This window comes from Roseobacter denitrificans OCh 114 (assembly GCF_000014045.1).
GTDB lineage: Bacteria > Pseudomonadota > Alphaproteobacteria > Rhodobacterales > Rhodobacteraceae > Roseobacter > Roseobacter denitrificans.
On sequence record NC_008386.1, the window covers coordinates 52,744 to 72,322 of the forward strand.

The 19,579-nt window shown below is 53.6% G+C and carries 13 protein-coding genes and 1 pseudogene; 8 read left to right on the forward strand and 6 right to left on the reverse strand.

The genetic code is table 11. The annotated features are described in order from the left end of the window. Positions 1 to 41: 41 nt before the first annotated feature. Both RD1_RS19735 and RD1_RS19740 read left to right on the forward strand, forming a co-directional pair. On the forward strand, positions 42 to 7,412 hold the full coding sequence (locus tag RD1_RS19735) for a calcium-binding protein (RefSeq protein ID WP_187148494.1): 7,371 nt from the start codon (positions 42 to 44) through the stop codon (positions 7,410 to 7,412). Then, positions 7,384 to 7,617: a hypothetical protein gene (locus tag RD1_RS19740; protein WP_011655411.1), complete on the forward strand. Its 234-nt coding sequence runs from the start codon at positions 7,384 to 7,386 to the stop codon at positions 7,615 to 7,617. Before RD1_RS19735 ends, RD1_RS19740 begins: the two co-directional genes overlap by 29 nt. An 849-nt stretch (positions 7,618 to 8,466) precedes the next feature. Here RD1_RS19740 and RD1_RS19745 read toward each other — a convergent pair. Then, the gene (locus RD1_RS19745) at positions 8,467 to 9,171 is read right to left on the reverse strand and encodes an IS6 family transposase (RefSeq protein WP_011655414.1); all 705 of its coding nucleotides are present in this window, start codon (positions 9,169 to 9,171) and stop codon (positions 8,467 to 8,469) included. Between the two features lies 1 nt (position 9,172). On the opposite strand from RD1_RS19745, the gene istB reads away from it, so the two are divergent. After that, the gene (gene istB, locus RD1_RS19750) at positions 9,173 to 9,934 is read left to right on the forward strand and encodes an IS21-like element helper ATPase IstB (RefSeq protein WP_011655415.1); all 762 of its coding nucleotides are present in this window, start codon (positions 9,173 to 9,175) and stop codon (positions 9,932 to 9,934) included. Positions 9,935 to 10,808: 874 nt separating this feature from the next. Here the strand turns inward: istB and RD1_RS19760 are convergent. Both RD1_RS19760 and RD1_RS19765 read right to left on the reverse strand, forming a co-directional pair. Continuing rightward, on the reverse strand, positions 10,809 to 11,495 hold the full coding sequence (locus tag RD1_RS19760) for an ArdC family protein (protein WP_245897136.1): 687 nt from the start codon (positions 11,493 to 11,495) through the stop codon (positions 10,809 to 10,811). A gap of 70 nt (positions 11,496 to 11,565) precedes the next feature. After that, complete coding sequence (locus RD1_RS19765) at positions 11,566 to 13,494, reverse strand: PhoX family protein (protein ID WP_011655418.1); 1,929 nt, start codon at positions 13,492 to 13,494, stop codon at positions 11,566 to 11,568. Between the two features lie 258 nt (positions 13,495 to 13,752). Between RD1_RS19765 and RD1_RS19770 the strand changes: the two genes are divergently transcribed. Continuing rightward, positions 13,753 to 14,439 carry a thermonuclease family protein gene (locus tag RD1_RS19770; protein ID WP_074958810.1) on the forward strand — a complete coding sequence of 229 codons (687 nt, stop codon included), beginning with the start codon at positions 13,753 to 13,755 and terminating at the stop codon, positions 14,437 to 14,439. 256 nt (positions 14,440 to 14,695) lie between these two features. On the opposite strand, the pseudogene istA reads toward RD1_RS19770, so the two are convergent. After that, positions 14,696 to 15,337: pseudogene (gene istA, locus RD1_RS19775) on the reverse strand (IS21 family transposase); the annotation flags it as partial. Positions 15,338 to 15,664: 327 nt separating this feature from the next. Between istA and RD1_RS19780 the strand changes: the two are divergent. The 3 genes from RD1_RS19780 to RD1_RS21050 all read left to right on the forward strand — a co-directional run bounded on the left by RD1_RS19780 (position 15,665) and on the right by RD1_RS21050 (position 17,306). After that, a complete protein-coding gene (locus tag RD1_RS19780) occupies positions 15,665 to 16,246 on the forward strand; it encodes a recombinase family protein (protein ID WP_011655421.1) in 582 nt (193 codons plus the stop codon). Between the two features lie 192 nt (positions 16,247 to 16,438). Beyond that, positions 16,439 to 16,987 carry a hypothetical protein gene (locus RD1_RS20530; protein WP_050759152.1) on the forward strand — a complete coding sequence of 183 codons (549 nt, stop codon included), beginning with the start codon at positions 16,439 to 16,441 and terminating at the stop codon, positions 16,985 to 16,987. 121 nt (positions 16,988 to 17,108) lie between these two features. Continuing rightward, complete coding sequence (locus RD1_RS21050; protein WP_105880236.1) at positions 17,109 to 17,306, forward strand: hypothetical protein; 198 nt, start codon at positions 17,109 to 17,111, stop codon at positions 17,304 to 17,306. Between the two features lie 13 nt (positions 17,307 to 17,319). On the opposite strand, the gene RD1_RS19795 is transcribed toward RD1_RS21050, so the two are convergent. Then, positions 17,320 to 17,742, reverse strand: coding sequence for a thermonuclease family protein (locus tag RD1_RS19795; protein ID WP_011655424.1), 423 nt, complete (start codon positions 17,740 to 17,742; stop codon positions 17,320 to 17,322). Positions 17,743 to 17,872: 130 nt separating this feature from the next. After that, entirely contained in the window at positions 17,873 to 18,436 is a 564-nt protein-coding gene (locus tag RD1_RS19800) for a hypothetical protein (protein ID WP_011655425.1), read from the reverse strand. Between the two features lie 649 nt (positions 18,437 to 19,085). On the opposite strand from RD1_RS19800, the gene RD1_RS19805 reads away from it, so the two are divergent. Beyond that, positions 19,086 to 19,421, forward strand: a complete 336-nt coding sequence (locus RD1_RS19805; protein ID WP_011655426.1) for a DUF1419 domain-containing protein — start codon at positions 19,086 to 19,088, stop codon at positions 19,419 to 19,421. Positions 19,422 to 19,579 lie beyond the last annotated feature (158 nt).

Genomic DNA, 19,579 nt, shown 5'->3' on the forward strand with positions numbered 1-19,579 from the left:
CGAAGGAATACACAATTGGTGTGCCTGGGGCTCGAGGAGTTATGCTTGAGTATAAAGTAGTTGACCCTTTTAATTACGACGCCTCAACGAATACATGGAATGTCATTGACGCCAATGAATTCAGCAAATCTCATTTGGACAATATTTATCGAATAGGACAGCCTTTTGATCCGGAAGATAGGATAACCGGCGTACTGGCCGATTCTACATTAGGTAATATCGATACAAAACAAAACACGCCCACTGTTCACTTTCAAAAACAATCCGATTTGCTGGTAGATCGCGTCGGAACTCGCATTAATTTTGATGATTTCGATATCGTTAAACATCTCGAGGCTGGATTATATGATGCTCAGCTAGATGTGGGACGAGCGTATTCTCTTACAGACTTGCAGGACTTAGGAATATCGCCGCAGTCAATCAACGACGATGGACGTGATTACGGTGATCATGCACAGGGTGCCACGGCATACCCATGGGCAGCAATTAATGGAGACATCTATGCTGGCGGTTCCCCTGATGTAATGTACATGTTTGGCTCTTCACGTTTTCAGATCAGTCAAGACACGACTTTCACAATCGAACAAAGTGGTAGTGTTGTCGTAAACGGAAAGATCGAACTGCAATACGACGACTTCGACTTTGAATCGAGGAATGTGGACAGCACGGTAAACAACATACTAAAACGGACGCAAGTAGGTGGCGAAGACGGCAAGGTGAATCTTACGTACGGTGGAGAAGGTGCTGTTCGATCGTATTCAACAACCACACCATCGACACCTGACGAGGATACGTTTCAAGAGGGCTCTTTTAACGACCCGGGCTTAAGCCTTGGAGCTCGTTTCGCTGCGTTTTCAAAGAGCCTTACGAAAACCAGTGGCACAGATTTCCAAATTTTTACTGGTTCGGAGCTGAGTAATTCCTTGAATTCCATCGGTTCACCTTCAAGCGCTTTAGACGATTTTTACTTGAAACTAGACGCCAGCACCACCGGTACGCGATTTTCGTTTGGAGGCGATATAGCAAATGAAGTTGTTGTAGTCCCGGCGGACTTTGGGCTTTCTCTCGGTACTGTTGTGGATGACACGGCACCCACTGAAGAGAACTCTTACTCATTTGGCGGGGTTCAATTTTCACTCGGCACCGAAGTTGCGGTTCGCCCCAACTCAAATATTGACGCTTCGCTTCAGTTTTTTGGCGGCGCAATGAACCACGTATCACCCCTGGTGTTGGACCTGGATGGTGACGGTGTGGCTGCTGACGTTCGCCATATCTATGACGATGGGACAGTGTTTTTCGACATTGATGCAGATGGGTTCGCGGAGCGCGTTGGATGGGTTGGTCCAGATGATGGCCAGCTGGCGATGGATCGCAATGGCAACGGTCTCATTGACGATATTACTGAGCTCTATGGCGACGATGAGATGCCCGCGTTTGTGAAGCTTGGCCTACATGACAGCGATGGTGATGGGTTTATCACGAATGCTGATGATGATTGGGATGATCTTCTTGTCTGGCGTGACCTTAACCAAGATGGTGTCAGTCAGGCTGATGAACTCAAGTCGCTTGATCATCACGGAATCACATCAATCAGCTATGCGGAGACGTCCGACAATCGTTATGTGAAAGAGAACTACATTTCGGGTTGGTCGACTTTCGTTAAAGACGGACAGAACCGTGAGATCGCAGACGTTCACTATCTCAATGACAACGTGAACACGTGGGAGCTTGGTGCTGAAAGCCAGGTGTTCGGCGCAACGACGGAATTGAACATTGAGGCCCTACTTCTGCCTCTGTCGCGGGGTTACGGCTCGTTGCCAGCGCTGCACCTGGCGATGACCCGCGATGACGAACTTCGGGGTCTGGTACGCGAGCTTGACCGTCTGCCGCTTGATGAATTGGGCCGCGCTGCAGATCTGACACGCGACATCCTTCTCAAATGGGCCGGGGTTCTGGACAATGATCCAGATGCACGCGCAACGGGGGATGGATCGAATATTGACTCCCGTCTGGTCGATTTCATGGAAATTTTTTCCGGCGTCGAATGGGCGCAGCGGGGAAGTACAGGTTTCGTCGGCGAAAACGCTTCTTTGGGGATCAAGGTCGCCTGGCAAGGTATCCACGCCACATTGACGGCGCGGATGGTCGCCCAAGGGCCACTGGAAAAAGTCATCGGTGAGACGGCCTATGATTTTGCCACAGACACACTAAACTTGACCGACGATCTCGATACGATCGCGGCACGCGCGGCGGATTGGTCTAATTTGTTGGGTGCCGAAGAGGCAAACGCATTCTGGATACTGCTGGGTGACACGCTGGTTGCGCTGCGAGATAGCCTTGGCGAAACAGTCGAAGACATCAACCTCGCTCTTACAAATGCGGCTGGTTTTGACTTACTTCTAGGCAGTCGCGCCCTTGCAGATGAAGGCGGCGTGTTGGGCGGTTTGGAAACCGACACTGTGAGCGATCTGTTTGAAAACGTTCGCGTCGGGACGCATCAAGGCGATACTATCAATGGCGGCGGCGGTGGCGATGCAATTTTTGGTGATGGCGGAAGCGATATAATCAACGGGATGGGTGGTGACGACATCATCGTCGGCGGAACTGGTTCTGACACCTTGGATGGGGGCGTCGGTGACGACGTCATCGATGGTGGTGATGGCGTGGATATGATCACGGGCGGAGAGGGCAATGACGACCTCGACGGCGACGCGGGTGATGACACGCTCATTGGTGGCGCTGGCGATGACGACCTCGGCGGCGGCGCTGGTGCGGACATCCTCCACGGCGGAGAAGGCAAGGATCGGCTTGCTTATGGCTCAAGCAATGCGGGCGTTACAATTGATCTGGCGGCCGGAACCGGGAGCGGGGGGCACGCTGACGGGGACGTGTTTTCCGGTTTTGAGAATGTACAGGGATCGGAACACAACGACATCATCCGTGGCGATGCCGGAACAAACTTGCTGAATGGCGAAAACGGCAATGATATCCTTGAAGGCAGGGACGGCGATGACGTTCTGTTTGGCGCGACTGGCGATGACACGCTGAGAGGTGGGAATGGTGACGACATTTTGTCGGCACTACAGGGACGGGAACATTTTGACGGCGGAGCCGGTCAAGACCTTGTTTCTTACAAGCACGGCTTTTTGAGCACCGGCGTGCACGTCGACCTGTCTCAGGGTCGTGGTTTCGCGGGCGAAGCGCATGACGATACCTACACCGGGGTAGAGAACGTCACTGGATCACGCCACAATGATATCCTGATTGGCGATGGATCTGCGAACTACATCCGTGATGGCGGGGGACACGCCAACGACGTTTTGCGCGGTGGTGGAGGTGTTGACTGGCTGATCACGACTGGTGGCTTTGACCGCCTATGGGGCGATGGCGGTGGAGATCGGTTCAGAATCCAACGTGAGGATGGCGACGGTGTAGCACCTGGGCCACGCGCAGTCGTTGTTGTAGACTTTGATGGCTCTGAGGGAGATTTAATCGACCTCAGAGATTTACCAATTTCGACGTTGGTTTTGCAGCGGATGGGAAATGACACCTACGCAGACCTTGGGGGCGGCCGTGCGCTTGTCATCCGCGATGTAAACCCAGGCGCTCTGAATGCATCACATTTTGCGTTTCCGGATGGCGCCTCCATGCAAGTGGGACCGGTAAAAACCAACGTGCCGGCGTTTCTGCTCGAACCGGATGTCGAAACACCATATGCAGCGCCCGCGCGCTTTATTGACGGTAATCCTGGTGCAAACACGCTCGCAGGTGACGGGGGAGATGACACACTCTTGGGCCGGGCGGGTGACGATAGGCTGATTGGGAATGGCGGCGCGGACAGGCTGGATGGTGGTGCGGGCATTGATACTGTCGATTATCTCAGCAGTTGGGCAGGCGTGAACATCGATCTTGCGCTAGGAACCGGCTCTGGCGGTGATGCTGAGGGAGACGTACTGGTATCAATCGAACACGCTGTTGGCTCGCATTACGACGACGTGATCGCTGGAAACAGTGCCGACAACCGTCTCAACGGACTAAGTGGATCAGATACGCTTATTGGCAATGACGGTTCCGATACCCTTATCGGCGGTGATGGTGACGACGATCTTCGCGGAGGAAACGGTGACGATCTTCTCGTTGGGGGTTCTGGAGCAGACAGCTTCGACGGGGGCGCAGGGACGGATCAAGCGCTCTATAATAACGCAGCTTCTAGCATAACCCTTGACCTTGAAAACGCACACCGGAACCGTGGCGAGGCAGAGGGAGATGTTTTCACCAATGTTGAGTTGTTCGTTGCGTCCAATCACGACGACAGACTTTACGGCAATGCTGCCGGTAATCAGCTTTACGGCTTGGAGGGAGATGATGTCCTTGAAGGTCGGGGCGGCACTGACACTCTGGTTGGCGGCAGCGGTAATGATACGCTTCGAGGTGGTTCTGAGGATGACTACCTATTTGGTGGAAAGGGTGCTGACATTCTCGACGGTGGATCTGGCGCAAACGATTTCGCACAATACAGCGCTGCAATCTCTTCGATAGTGGCGAGCTTGCGTGACGCATCTGTGAACCGGGGTGAAGCGACGGGTGATACTTTCTTTGGTATCGAACACCTCGCTGGATCAGCGCATGATGATGAACTTTATGGCAATAATAAAACGAACGTGCTGAACGGTGGGGACGGAAACGACATCCTGGACGGTGGCGCAGGACAAGATCACTATACTGGCGGGTTAGGTGCTGACACATTTGTACATGACGGGGGACGTAATCAGGATGTGATTTATGACTTTAATCCAAGCCAGGGAGACCGCATCTCATTCTTTGGCAGCTCTGATGTCACATCGTTGACGGACCTTAAATCAAACCATCTTCTTCAACAGGGTAGCAACTTATTTGTTGTTGTCGGTTCAAAAGCCATTTTCCAAATAAACAATGCAAACGCCTCATATCTTACCTCCACTTCTGTCACATTCACCGCTCTCGCTGGTCTCAATTTCACAGACACCTTTGAAGGTAGTGATGGCGCAGACCATCTGATTGGCAGCGCTTACGGTGATATTCTTCTGGGCTTTGATGGCACGGATATTCTGGAAGGTAAGGCAGGCGACGACATCCTGGAGGGTGGCGCAGGTGTTGATACGCTCGAAGGCGGCGCGGGCAATGACACATTGGATGCTGGCGAAGGTGTCGATAGTGTTGGACTATCGCAAGCACAGCAACTGCGTGGCGGAACAGGCGATGATATCTACTTGATTGGTGCGAATGCTGGCGACGTTCTTGTCGATGCCGCAGGTGAGGATCAGAATGGCGGCAATGACCGGGTTGAGTTCACAGATGTGTCGCTTGCGAATGCAAAGATTTCGACATTTGCATCCGACAATTCAGCGGATGGCGATATGCTGGCAATCAGCTGGCAGCAGAATGGTCTGTCGGGGACTGCCTACTTTGCCCAGTCGGGCTCATATATTGAGGCATACGAGTTCGCTGACGGCTTAACCCTTACGTCCGATGCCTTCACGAGTACTGGCGTCAGCAGAACCGGTGCATCAAGCGATGATACTGTTGGAGGTAGCGCAGGCGATGATGTCCTGAACGGTGAGGCGGGCAATGACACTCTTGATGGTAATACTGGTGACGATTTGCTGCTCGGCGCAGGCGGAGAGGATACTCTGAACGGAGGCGAAGGCCGCGATCAAATCTTTGGTGGGATTGGCAACGATCTCGTGAATGGCGGTCTCGGCAATGATACTCTGAACGGCGGCGAAGGGAACGACACCATTTTCGGCGACGAAGGCAATGACATTATTTTCGGCGGCGATGGCGACGATACGATCAATAGCGGCTCGGGCAATGACAACGTTGATGCCGGTGACGGAGCTGACATCGTAGAGGGCGGGCTCGGCAATGATCTCCTGAATGGCGGCACGGGAATTGACACTCTACTTGGTGGGGCGGGCAACGACACCTTGGATGCCGAAGACGGAACCGATGGCGTTTATCTACTTCAGGCGCAAATCCTGCGCGGTGGAACAGGCGATGATATCTATCGTATCAGTGCCAACGCTGGTGATGTTGTCATTGACGCTGCTGGCGAAGCAGAAGTCGGTGGAACAGACCGCGTTGAATTTTATGATTTGGCGCTCTCGGACATAACGGTTTCAATCTGGGATTCAGGCAACGCTGTCGATGGCGTGATGTTGACGCTGAGTTGGAACAAGGGTGGCCAGTCGGGCACGGCTTACTTTGCACAATTGGGTTCTCGTGTTGAGGTATTCGAGTTTGCCGGTGGTCAAGTTATTCCGATTTCGGAATTCATCGAGTCGGGGTTGGTGAGGCTTGGAACCGATGGCACTGACAATCTTATCGGTAGTGCCGGCGCAGATACCTTAGAAGGAGGTTCCGGGGATGATCTGCTGAAAGGCTTCGGTGGTGCTGACGTCCTCGATGGTGGGAACGGCTACGATCAACTATCTGGCGGACAAGGCGACGATATCTTAAAAGGCGGAGCCGATGATGATGTGTTGTTTGGTGAAGAAGGTGATGACGGTATTCAAGGCGGGAATGGCGAGGATACTTTGAATGGTGGACTCGGAAATGATACTTTGAACGGCGGCGAAGGGAACGATACGTTCATGGGCGGAGAAGGTGATGACACTGTATTCGGACAAGATGGGAATGACATCATCGATGGCGGTGCAGGAAATGATGTACTTCGAGGCAATTTTGGCGATGACACAATAAACGGCGGTGCTGGTGATGATTTTCTAGCCGGCTCTGGCGGTTCTGATCTTATAACCGGCGGTGCCGGAAATGATACGGGGTACGGCGGTGACGGCGATGATATTCTGCAGGGCGGAACAGGCGAAGATAGTTTTTCTGGCAATGACGGCAACGATGTGATTGAGGGCGGAGATAGCGACGATACGTTGTTTGGAAACAATGGCGCTGATACGTTACTGGGAGGTCAGGGTGACGACTTTATGGGCGGCGGCGGCGGAAATGACATTTTGAGCGGTGAAGACGGCAATGACACAATGTTCGGTGGATCCAACGACGATGTTTTACATGGCGGCGAGGGCAATGATAGAATAGAGGGGCAGCAGCAGAATGATGATCTTTTCGGGCAGAACGGAAATGATATTTTAAGAGGCGGAGATGGATCAGACTTGCTTGATGGTGGCGCTGGTAACGATGTTTTAGCAGGCGGAAACGGTGGCGACATCCTGATCGGCGGTCTTGGGGCCGACATTCTTCGTGGTAACGCTGGCTTCGATACTTTTGTATTCAACAACACAGCAGATTCCACATTGACGGCAACGGATGAGATTGATGGAATTGAGCGGATAGGTCTTTCCCGGGGGCGATGTCATAAATCTCTCCGGTATGGATGCAAATATTGCTTTGGTTGGTGACGATGGCTTTGCGTTCCTCGGAGAACTGACATCCGCACAAGGCATCGCGCAGGGTGCAGGTTCGCTTTGGGTTAAAAATGTGGGTAGCCACACGATGGTCTATGGTTTGACGGACGATGACAGCACAATCGATTTTGCCGTCCGTATCAACGACGGTGCCGAAGTCAGTGCCAGCGACTATCTAGCCAGTGATTTCTTGCTCTGAGGAGCCAGCAATCCGATGATGTGCTCATTGCCTTAGTGGGCACATCACCTTTGAAAATGACCATAAAGCGCGGAGTTAAGATCTGGGAATTTTGGCTGAGTGACGTGAATTCGCCCTACTCAAATGGGAAGGTTTCTTAGCTTTTTTCAAGTTATAGGGTCATTCCACGCCCATGTGAGCGGTATTTGAGCCGCGTCCGCTCTTCCGAAGGCCTTTTTGACAAATTTACCAAGCCTTCAGGAACCGTTTTCCAAGAGTTGTGGGCTTTTGTAAAAAGTTGTTCAAATGAGACACATACTGACTTGGCGAGCCTCAACCGTTTGGGCCTCCAGAACCGCCATCGTCTCGAACATGCAATCATTGAGGGCGGTAGTGAAAGACTAGAAACGATGAACATTGTCCCAAAGAAGCCGGATCCTGTGAAGGGCAGCGAGCCAGCGACGCCCTGTGAGATTGGTGAGACACCGTGTCACTGTACCCTAATTAATCAGAATCTGGTCTGAAATTTCCCAGCGATATCAATTGCGGTCTGTACCCTTAATTTTCATATTGTACCGTTAATTACCATACTGTACCCTTTATTGGCATACGGTCGGTTCTGTGGGTAAGTGTCGGCTTATTGGGGCGGGGTATTTGCGTGGTAAACGAGCGTCTTGCGAAACAACGAGCAGCGGTTCTCCGTCCGATCCTGGAACTTGAGAACAAGGGCGAGCCAATCAGCGCGGCTATCGGAGATGCCGCTTGGGAACTGGGCTTGGCAAAAAGCCACACATGGTCGCTCTACCGGCGTCTGAGGGGTCTGTTGCATTAATCTACATAGTCCCGAAGTGTCTTTGTTTGCACCGCCAATCAGGCTGCCACGCCAAAGAGTTTGCTCACGAAACGGATTTCGCCTTCGACGCCCGGTTCTTTACCGTGGACATGGCCGTTTTTGATGGTTCGGATCGCCTCGATCCCGCGCAACGTAGCTTTGGCAGAAGACAATGATTTGAAGCCACGCATCGGGGTAATCAACTTCTTGAGGGCGGCGTGATCGCTCTCGATCCGGTTGTTCTTCCACTTGCGGTTTATGTGCAGAACGCCTTCGCCAGGAAGCTCGAAGCGGTTCATCTCGCCGATCACACGGGCATAGCTATGTGCCTTGTCGGTAGTTATTGAGCGTGGCTGATATAGCCGGGCATTCTCGCAGGCTTGCTTCAGAAAAGCCCTTGCTGCTTTGATATCTCGGCGCGCGGTCAGACGGAAATCGACCAGCTGTCCATTCTGATCAACCGCGCGCCAAAGATAGCGCCACTTTCCGCCAACTCGGATGTAAGTTTCATCGACGTGCCAACTTTGGCCGCGCCATGATCGATGCTTGAATGACCGCTTTGCGATCTCTGGACCAAACTTGCGGACCCAGCGATGGATCGTGGAAGCGTCCACATTGATGCCCCGCTCAGCCAACAAATCTCGCACATCTCGACAAGATAGCGAGAAGCGGCAGTACCAGCGCACCGCGCAAAGAATAACATCGGGCGAAAACCGATGATGTTTGAAAGGATTGCGCTGCATGATGATCCTCCACTCGTTGAACCTGCTTCAAATATCCAAGCGAAACCCAGTTAATGCAACAGACCCCTTTACCGAGATGCAACAACAGGACGGCACTGCCAGCCTGACGCACGCCGAATGGCTGGGTCTGCTCATTGATCGCGAGGCAACCAGCCGCGAGACAAAGCGGTTCGAAAGCCGCATGCGTACAGCAAAACTGCGACACGTCGGTGCTTCGCCGGAAGACGTGGATTACAAATCTCGGCGCGGTCTCGACAAAGCTCTGTTCCAGCAGATGCTGACCGGGCGCTGGATCAAAGACAAACGCAACCTGATGATCACTGGCCCTTGCGGCGTTGGCAAAACCTGGCTGGCCTGCGCCCTCGCGCAATCAGCATGCCGTGATGGGGTAACTGTGCTTTACAAACGCATGCCGCGCCTCTTTGACGAGCTGGAGTTGGCCCACGGAGACGGACGCTTTCCCCGGGTATTCAAAGCGCTGACGAAAACCCAACTGCTGATCCTGGACGATTGGGGCCCGGATCGCCTCGATGCAAGTCAGCGCCGCGACTTGATGGAAATTGTCGAAGATCGCTACGAAGTTGGATCAACCCTGATCACCAGCCAACTGCCAATCGACGCATGGCACGATGTGATCGGCGAGCCCACCTTTGCAGATGCCATTCTCGACCGCCTTGTGCACAATGCCTATCGCATCGAACTCGACGGGCAAAGCATGCGCAAAACCAAACTCAAAACAGGTGACGAAAGCACCCAAAACTGATACCCAAAAACTCAGGCCTCGCAGCCGCTAAGCAAGGGTGGCCGGAGACCCCGGTTTAGGCGGCCGGATGTTGTCGGAATGACCGGCCGGATGCTCCGGAATGCGCACTCAGGCGTAAACGACCGTTTTAGGTAGGCTAGTCGGGGCCTGTCGGTTGTCCGCCAGGCCTTTTCTCAGTCTATGGCTACTTACCACGGAGGTATCCTAGGCCGGATCGCAAATATAAGTTGCCTCGATACATGTATCAACCGATAACCATCCTAAAAATCTCATTCAACGCCTCGGCCCCCTAATACGTGACAGGTCCAACCTACGCCGCTTACCGCGAATGGTGTGATTGTCATATGAAAGCTTATCGCACTATCATTCTCGCCGCAGTTCGCCAGAACACCAGTCATTCCGCTGCCTTGGTCTCCACTCGCGAGCGTAACCTTCGCGGATCAAGACTTCACCGATAGTCGCACCATTGGGAAGTCGCAGCCAAACAAGAGGCCGTTCATTGCTGTCAACTTCGCCTGAATCGTCGACCACAAGGCCCGGTGTGCGAAGGAGCTCGGCGAACCTGGCGGCGGCCTTAAATCCAACCTCGGCTTCAAGCGCGCAGCGCGAGCGCCCGTCGATCTCCGGTGTATCGAAGCCCGAAACATTCGGCGCGCCATCTCCCATTGGGCGAAGGTTCTGACCTTTACATGCGCCTATAGCGCTCTCACAGCAACGGACCGTATCGCCATCGGTCGCCATCAAGCCAGCGCACAACATTATCAGCTTCCCCCCCATTTACTAACCACCTCCTGCTGCCTTTTCCACCAGAAATCAAACTGCGACCGAGAACCAGCATATGCAAGCATGAATGAGGCCCGAAGCTAAGGGCTGCCTATGCGGCAGCCCGATTGTTGTGCTTTTCTTCCTCAGCACTCGGCTGCATCTGGCACAAATAGTCGGTTGCTCTCTGTGCGTGCGCGGCAGCGGCAAAGATCGCGCGTTTGTCGTTCTTCAGCACCTTCAGCCAGCCCTGGATATAGGCGGCGTGATCTTCGCCAGGTTCCGGCGTTATGGCCAGATCGGCGCATAGGAAGGCTCCACCCAGCTCCTCGCGCGCATAACCTTCATCACCCCATTTCTTGCGCCCGAATTCCCGGTCCAGGCGGCTTCGGTGCTTTGTCCAGTGTGTCAGCTCATGTGCAAGCGTGGTACAATAGGCCTCAGGGCTGCGAAAGCTCTCTAAAACAGGCACCTGCACATAGTCACTTGCCCCTGGATAATAGGCACGGTTGCCGCCATGCCGGATATCAGCGCCAGTCTCGGCAAAGAACCGGTCCGCATGCTCGATGCGCTCCGCCGGATCAATCACCGGCTCGGGCTTGGTGTAGCAGCACTCTGGCAGGCCGTCGATCTGATCAACGGTGAAAACGCTGTATGAATGGAGTTCCAGTTTGGCTGAGAGTGCCGCGAAGTCGGTTTTCAGATGGCAGACAGACGCCATGGCAACGTTTGCGAACCGGCAAATGACGGGAAGGGGCACCTCACTCGCTACAAAATTCTCTAAGCAGGTGAACATCACGTGCGCCCAATCATGTACGGCGTCAAAAACGCGGTATCAATGCGAACCGCGTCTTTGCAATATTTAGAAATCAGCCAATAACAGCGCCATCGTCACGGCGGACTGCTATTATCGATGAACGTGGAGTTTTATCGCCGCCGTCTGGCCAATTGGAGTCCCCGCGTTCGCCAGGATGTTGAACTCCGACAAAGACGGTTCTGCGATCTGCAGACCAGGAAATACCCGTGATCTCAGCTTCTCTTGGCCCCACCAGGAAGCGTCGAATTTCACCAGTTGCAGGATCACCTATGAGCATCTGATTGTTTCCTTGACCCGCAAAGTCCTCTTCATTGGAATAATTTCCATCTGTCTGAATCCAAAGTAGTCCTTTATTATCAAACGATAAGCCATCAGGCGAGTTGAACATGTTCCCTTCGTTTACGTTCGTCGACCCACCATTCATATCTTGATGAACCGTTGGGTTGCCCGCCATTACAAAAAGATCCCATTTGAAAGTATCCGCCGTGTGGTCCCCGTTTGAAGGCCACCATCGCACGATTTGTCCGTATTTATTGGCTTCTCGTGGGTTTGGACCGCCCACCGGCGTTTCATCTCCACCGGCATTCGGTTTTATGCCCCGGTTCTTGTTGTTTGTGAGGGCGCAATAGACTTCGGCCTTCAGAGGATTGGCTGTCACCCATTCCGGCCGATCCATTGTTGTTGCACCAACTGCGGACGCAGCCATTCGTGTTTGAATGCAGATCATAGCCTTATCCATGCCTGTCGCTTCAGGGGTAAGTGCCAGCCACTTGCCTGTGCCATCTGCTTCGAACTTGGCCGCATAAATCGTGCCATTTTCCATCAGCGCATCCGTGTTACCGCCTTCGGCGTAATATCCATCAGAGACGTACCGGTACAAGAACTCACCGCGCTCGTCATCGCCCATGTAGATCGCGATCCGGCCATCGAAATTAACCACAACTTCCGCATTCTCATGCTTGAACCGGCCAAGTGCCGTACGTTTCTTGGGCTTGGATGTCGGGTCGTAAGGGTCGACTTCTGTAATATAGCCATGGCGGTTTGCTTCGTTTGGCTCTTTGACCACATCGAAACGATCATCGATTTTCCACCAGCCGTACCCACGGTCTTTTCCGCTCACACCGTAGCGTTTTTTGCCAGCGTCCTGTTCATAGCCGTCCGCATCGCTGGTGCCAAAATACCCATTGAAGTTTTCCTCACACGCCAGATAGGTGCCCCAAGGGGTGCGTCCGTTTCCACAGTTATTAAAGGTACCAAGGACCGTCTCACCTGTCGGGTCGGCATTGGTTTGCATCAATGCATGACCACGTGCTGGACCCGTAATGTCCATAGGTTCATCGGGCGTAAAGCGGCGGTTGTATGGAGAGTCTTTGACGATCTGCCATTTTCCATCGACTTCCTTCAGTTCAGCCGCCGTCAAACCGTGAGCGTTCTTACCCTTCAGAATGTCGTCGTCCGAGACATATTTTCCTTCTGGATTATTGCCCCATATCACCGATCTATTTGTGTACTCGTTGTTGGCGACAAGAATTTGATGACCGTCTTTGTCGGTGAAGATTGCCATGCCATCATTGTTATCGCCAAAAGCGCGCGCTTGGCTCGCCGCAGTGCCACGCGTCGCATGGTCAAATTCTGGAACATCGGAAAACAGCGGATCACCCCAACGTGTGGCCACATGCCAATTGTAACCGTCTGGCACGGTGATGGTATCTTCGGTGCTCGCAGCAATTGCTGTGAATCCAAAACGGTTTTCTGCAGCCCGTGCAGATATCGGCGTAAGCGCTGTGGTGGCAGCACCAAGAGCGGTGACGCCTCCCAGAGACAGCACGCCCCCCATAAACCCACGCCGTGAAATCGCCTGTTCAACAACTGCATCAAAGTCGTTGTTTTCAGGCCTTGGGTTTATCGCCTCGTCAAAGTCGTCAAACGATAGATCTTCGAGTTCGTCGGCTGATAGATTGGTTTTGGTATCCAAAGTCATGTCTAAGTCTCCGAAGCAAGGTCACGCCATTCAAAGCTGCAACGCTATGGTTAGCTCTAAGCCTCAGTCATATCACATCTCGAAGCAGCATGGCCGCCAATTCTTCACCCTTTGGTAGAGAAGTTTTCTTCAAAACCGTATATTCACGCCACTGCAAAGGGGTTTTATAGAACTGTTCATGTTTTATTAGGGGGACTAGAGCCTTGTTGAGAACTCGTGTTCAACAATAGAGACTGGTGATAATTGCTCACAACAGCCATGAAATTTCTGCGTCCCGTGTCATTCGCTGCGCTCATGCTATTCTTGTCTATCTCGGCGGTCCATGCCGAGTTGCAATCTATCCGCATCACGGGCGAGGTTTCTGTATTTGATGGGGACACCATTGAAATAGGTCCAGTCCTACTCAGACTTCATGGCATAGATGCTCCGGAGAACGGCCAGAAATGCGCAACAGCAGATGGCGGTGTCTGGCGCTGTGGCGCGGCAGCAAGCAACAAGATGGTTGAATTCATCACAGGCAAAGCATTGGATTGTAACCCGTTGGAACGTGACCCCTATGGACGAATTATTGCACGGTGCATGGCGAATGGCGAAGACTTGGGCGCTATGATGGTGCGCGAGGGCCTGGCTTGGGCTTTCTTAGAATACAGCGCGGAATACGCCGAGCTTGAAACCACCGCAAAAGCATCGGGTTTAAACGTCTGGCAGGCAAAAACTCAGACACCGTGGGATTACCGGGACGACAAGTGGAACCGCGCCGTTGAAGCCCGCCCAGACGGTTGCCCTATCAAGGGAAACATCGGCGCAGGAAAAGCGAAAATCTACCACACACCATGGTCGCCTAACTATGGCACGACCAAGATTGACAAAACAAAGGGGGAGCTTTGGTTCTGTACGGAAGCCGAAGCTCTCGCTGCAGGGTGGGCTGCTCAACGGTCAAAGTGATTTGGATTGTTGGCTTGTTTCAACGGTCAAAGAAGGGGTGGTTATCCTCTCAGCTCCATTTCCAAGACGGCTGGGGATCAACTTTCTAAGCCGTTACTTAGCTACTTATGCAGGTGGGTTTCATCGTAAATTCAACGCACTATCAGAAAATTTGTAAGGTTCATTATGTTATATATATGACGTTTCCCGCGAATTCGTTATAGCAATGCATAAAGAGTACATTGCGAAAACCGTTCAACATGAACGCGTGCCCGAGTTTACGAGGACGGCCGTATCGATCTCGAATGACATAGTGCGACAGCATCGCACTGAAGCGTTGCGTCCGGTTGCGTGTGCCATCCGGCATGATCTTGGCAACCAGACATCGGTCGTTGTCGTACAGAACAGACTGCGGCACCGCGCCAAAGAACGCGAAGGCATGCACGTGCTCATCCAACCAAGCCTCAGTGTTCGCGGCAGGATACGCGCGGACGTAACAGGCATCACTGTGCGGCAGATCTTACGCGAAGAAATAGGCCTTCTGCTCAACACCACCGATGACAACCAGCGCTTCGCCAAAGTCAGCCTGCGCATGGCCGTGCGGATGGCTCAAGGGCACGAACATCTCACGCGAGCCGCGCTTCTTGCCGCGCACGTAATCTTTGACGATGGTATAACCGCCGTCGAACCCGCATTCGTCACGGAGCCGTTCAAAAATGCGCTTGGCGGTGTGTCGCTGTTTACTAGGGCGGCCCTTGTTTTCAGCTAACCACTGATCAATCTGATCCATATAAGCACCCAACTTCGGGCGTTCGATCGCAGCCGTTCGCCGGTATTCTGGAGGCTCAGAATACGCCAACATCTTCCGAACGCTGTCTCGACTGATCCCAAAGTCTCGAGCAATTTGTCGCCCGCTCATACCATCCTGAAAATGGGCGCGGCGCACCTTCAAATACAATTCCACAGTGAAAATCCCCAAGCCCTCCCATCAAATGAAAGGGCCAAAGTGGCCGACTTTTAAGCCGCCCGCGACAACACAATGCCGCCGCTACCGTGGCCGAGTATTGCGCCGCCGATTACACATCTTAAGTAAATTCTCAAAGTGTACAGAATAATATTATGCAGGGCTGTCCGAAAACGAACGGTTTCGTACACAGGGAGAAAAGGTGTTCACAAATTAGCCTTGCGCGTTTCGGACAGCCTGTTAGTTTCGAACAGTCTTTTCGCACAGGGGCAGGATGCAGAATTGAGCAGAGTTTTCGCCTACGCGCGCGTTTCCACATCCGAGCAGTCGGTGGAGCCGCAAGTGATGGAAATCCAGAAAGCCGGGTTCGACATCCTGGAACACCGGATTGTGTCGGAGAAGGTCAGCGGGAGCGTTGAGGCTGCGCGCCGCAAAGAGTTTGCAAAGCTTTTGGACAAGCTTGAACCGGGCGACACACTTGTCGTGACCAAGCTGGATCGCCTCGGGCGCAACATGATCGACGTGGCCGGTACGATCGAGGCTTTGAAGGATCGGCAGGTGAAACTGCACTGCCTTGCCTTGAGTGGCACAGACCTCACGTCCGCATCGGGCACGATGATGGTCAGCGTGATCGCGGCAGCAGCACAGTTTGAACGGGATCTGCTTATCGAGCGCACACAAGCTGGGCTCGCAAATGCCAAAGCCAAAGGAAAGGTTCTTGGCCGCCGACCCGCCCTGGACGCGGAGACCAGAGCGCGCGTGGTCCAGGATCACCAGAAGCTACAGAACATCAGCGCAGTGGCGAAAAAGTACCACGTCTCCCGCGCGACCATCCACCGTATCCTGGCATCAGAGAATGCTTAGAGGTCGTTTTGCCAACCTCCTGTTGTGCCTGTGATACCGACCGTCTGAGGTAGGGCGCGACCAGTGCGTTGAATCACTGGTCTGCACTTAAATCGCCGTTCTGACACATGCTGCAAATTTGATACTTGGTTTTTCCGTGGGTCTCTCTATTATCCCGCATAAGTAGAATTTCACGTCTCTTTGGAGGTCTTCATGAAACGTACCATCAGTGCAGCAATCGCAGCCATGGCCTTCATTGGTGGATCAAGCGCCGCCTCAGCCCAGAGCTACGACATGGACTGCAAAGTCATATTGTGCATGGCAGGCGGCTTTCCAGCAGGGTGCGGCGATGCCTATTCCTACATGATTGACCGCATCACAGATTTTCCCCACCCGAAGCCACCGTTCGGCACCTGCACGCAAAGCGATGGTACTACCTACCGGGCAGTAGATGCGCCCTACGACTATCTCAGCCGCACCCAACGGGCCGGTTGGGCCTGTCCTTCCACGCACCGTCTGCGCTTTAGCAGCACTGATCAAGACCACGGAAGTGTCAACGTGGACGCCTTCTGCTACACAGACACGCGCGTCGTGGGGAGCCGCGACGAGAGAACGACCCAATATGTCGGGCGCATTCCAGCACAACACGTCAACTTTCAGGTCCAGATCACCGTCGAACCCGGCACGCCATCAGCGTACAGATCGCCTCTTTACAGGCTGAATTATCACACAGGATTTGTCACGCCCAGCGTCGGAGGGTAAGACAATCAAGCAGCTGGTCCTTGCCCTCGCGCTTTTGGCGTCAACCTCCCTGCCAGCGCAGACGCGCTTTGAGGGCGAGGACTTGCTGTTAGGAGGATGTCTGCCCCCGGAAGACCCCTACATGTTCGACGTTCCTGACGATCCCGAGTTGCGGCAGATGATCAACGAAGACTATCAGACCTTCATCCGGGCCGCCGAAGAGTACATCAATTGCCTTGAGGCCGAACAACGCCGCGCCTTCGACAAGACAAACGCGATCCTCAAGCGATACCTGCAAAGCTTTGGCAGCGACGCCGCGTTGCAATCCACGATCAACTAGACCGGCTTTTCTTTCAACAATACCTGGCTTGTCGCAGTCTCGATCTGGCACCAGCAGGTTCGAGGTTGCGGTATCTGCCACCCGAATAGCGCGCGCAATCAAGAGCAAACCCGCTGGCAATCAAGACAGCGCCGATGTCGTGACCTTCCTGCGTAAAGCAAACACCCACCCACCGATCATGGGTGCGCTCGCCATTCAGCTCGCAGGTGATGGTCATGCCGCGCAAGTATCGCTTCATCGCCGCCGTCGCCTGATTGCCCGCCTGCGTGCCGTTCTCCGGCACGTCAACGCCGTTCAAACGAACGGCGACGCCGTGCACAACAATCGTATCCGCATCCCGCACCTTCGTCACTTTGCCCGTGACAGTTTCGGCGGCATGGGTCGGCGCCAGGCTCATCAAAAAGAAACTGGCAGCAGCGACAAGTAGTGCTTTCATGGAAATGTCCTCAAAGTATCAATTCACGTCAGCGCACCGCAGTGTAAGCTGGGTTGCCGTCGAAAACTATGGTCGTCGATGACCGGCGTTGAACAAGGATCGGCCCTCCAAGATCCGAAGTCGCAGGTCCCTACTCGTCACAGGTGAGACGGATATCAAGAATTGGCGGTGTTGCCGCAGCATCAATCTTCACAAACAAAAGTTCACAGTCTGCACTGCCGAATTTCAATGATTGAATTCGGCCTTCAGTGGTGGTGCGTTTATTGCCATCTATCTGAAAAATAGCCAATCCTCTACGTTCTTCTGCGTCGTCAAAACGGAACGGCTTGGACTCTCCATTTGAGGCTGTCAGCAATATGGTTTCTTGGTAAGGCACGCGGTGCACGCCTTCAAACACACGGCCAATAGACGATGCCGTTAATTCATCGCCAGTGCCTTGCGCCAGCGTTGATGACAGCTCCGTCAGTTTTTCGTTCAGGGTCTCCAGACCGTCCGGATCAATAATCACATCTTGTTCTCGCACGACCTGCGTAAGCGCTGTGATTGCGTCATTCAGATCGTCCGTAGACTGAATCGACTCTTCAGAGATGTCATACAGACTTTTGTCTGACTCAAGCTGTAACCAACCAATTACCAACCCCGCAGCAGCTATCATCCCGCCAACAGCACTAAAAAAATGGGTTTTAATAGACACTTATTCCTACCTCTTGCTTAAATAATCTGTGCATAACATGACCGTTATAGGATGGCTTTGTACAGCTAATTTCGGGAAGATAAAGCGACCGATCTGTCAAAAGATACAGGACCATCAAGTTGTCTGACACTCAACACCAAGGGCGCATCTGCTGGCCTGCGTCCAGCTGACCGCGTGCTAGGTTTCAGCCGGCAGACCGGCTTGCACCCAGAACCCCCTGGTCCTCTCTATTCCCTGTTTCAATAGCCCCTGCCCCGTCTTCTGTGAAGCCGCACCCTGGTCTTTGACACATGGTCATCGAGGCCCGGTGTTTCTGCCCTGAAGGGTCACGCCCCCTTGCGCGACGGATCGTTGATCCTGAGTTTTTGATGGTCCCTTGGGGGTCGCGCAGGCGCGACACGCCGCTTCGGGACGTTTGCTAAGAACCCGCTGGGTTCTCGCGCGCGCAACCACAATAGATAGAAACCGTGTCCTCGGCTGCGCCTGCGGGCCGCACCACTTTCCATCGATTGTGGCTGCACTTGCTACCTCCGGCACTTCGCCAGTGGGTCAGGTTTTAGAGACGGACGCGCTTACGCGCTTCGCTCAAAACCAGACACCAAAGGGGCACTAAGCCTCAAAGGGTCTCACCACACAGGAGACGCCAAAAATGGCTTTGAAATTCACATCCATTCACGAAGGGGTGGCCGACCGGGCCAAATCCTTTGACCTCATCAACCGGGGATACGGACCCGATCAACGGTTCGCAGGCCAGTGGTTCGAGACCACCGAGGACGTCTACACCTATTTCCTCGAAGTGCTGCCGCCGCTCGATTGGACCGCAGACGGGTTTTCCATGTCCGAGTTTGCAACCGGGTTCCTGACAGATGCCTACCTGCGGATCAACGGGCGGTTCTTCTGCCTGTGCATCCACCGCGAACGGGCAATGGATTTCACCAACACCCTGCGCGCGTTCAAGGCCACCGCACCTGCGAACGCCGCCTGAGATTGGGGCGTCCCACAAGGGGCGCTGCCAACAGGCGCAACCCGCGCCGGAAAGGAGGTGAACGAATGGACAGCGAAACACTGAATAAGCGCATAGCCGAGGCATGGGCGCTGGTCAGGAAGGGCGATCAATTTGGTATCGGACGCCGCTTCCTGATG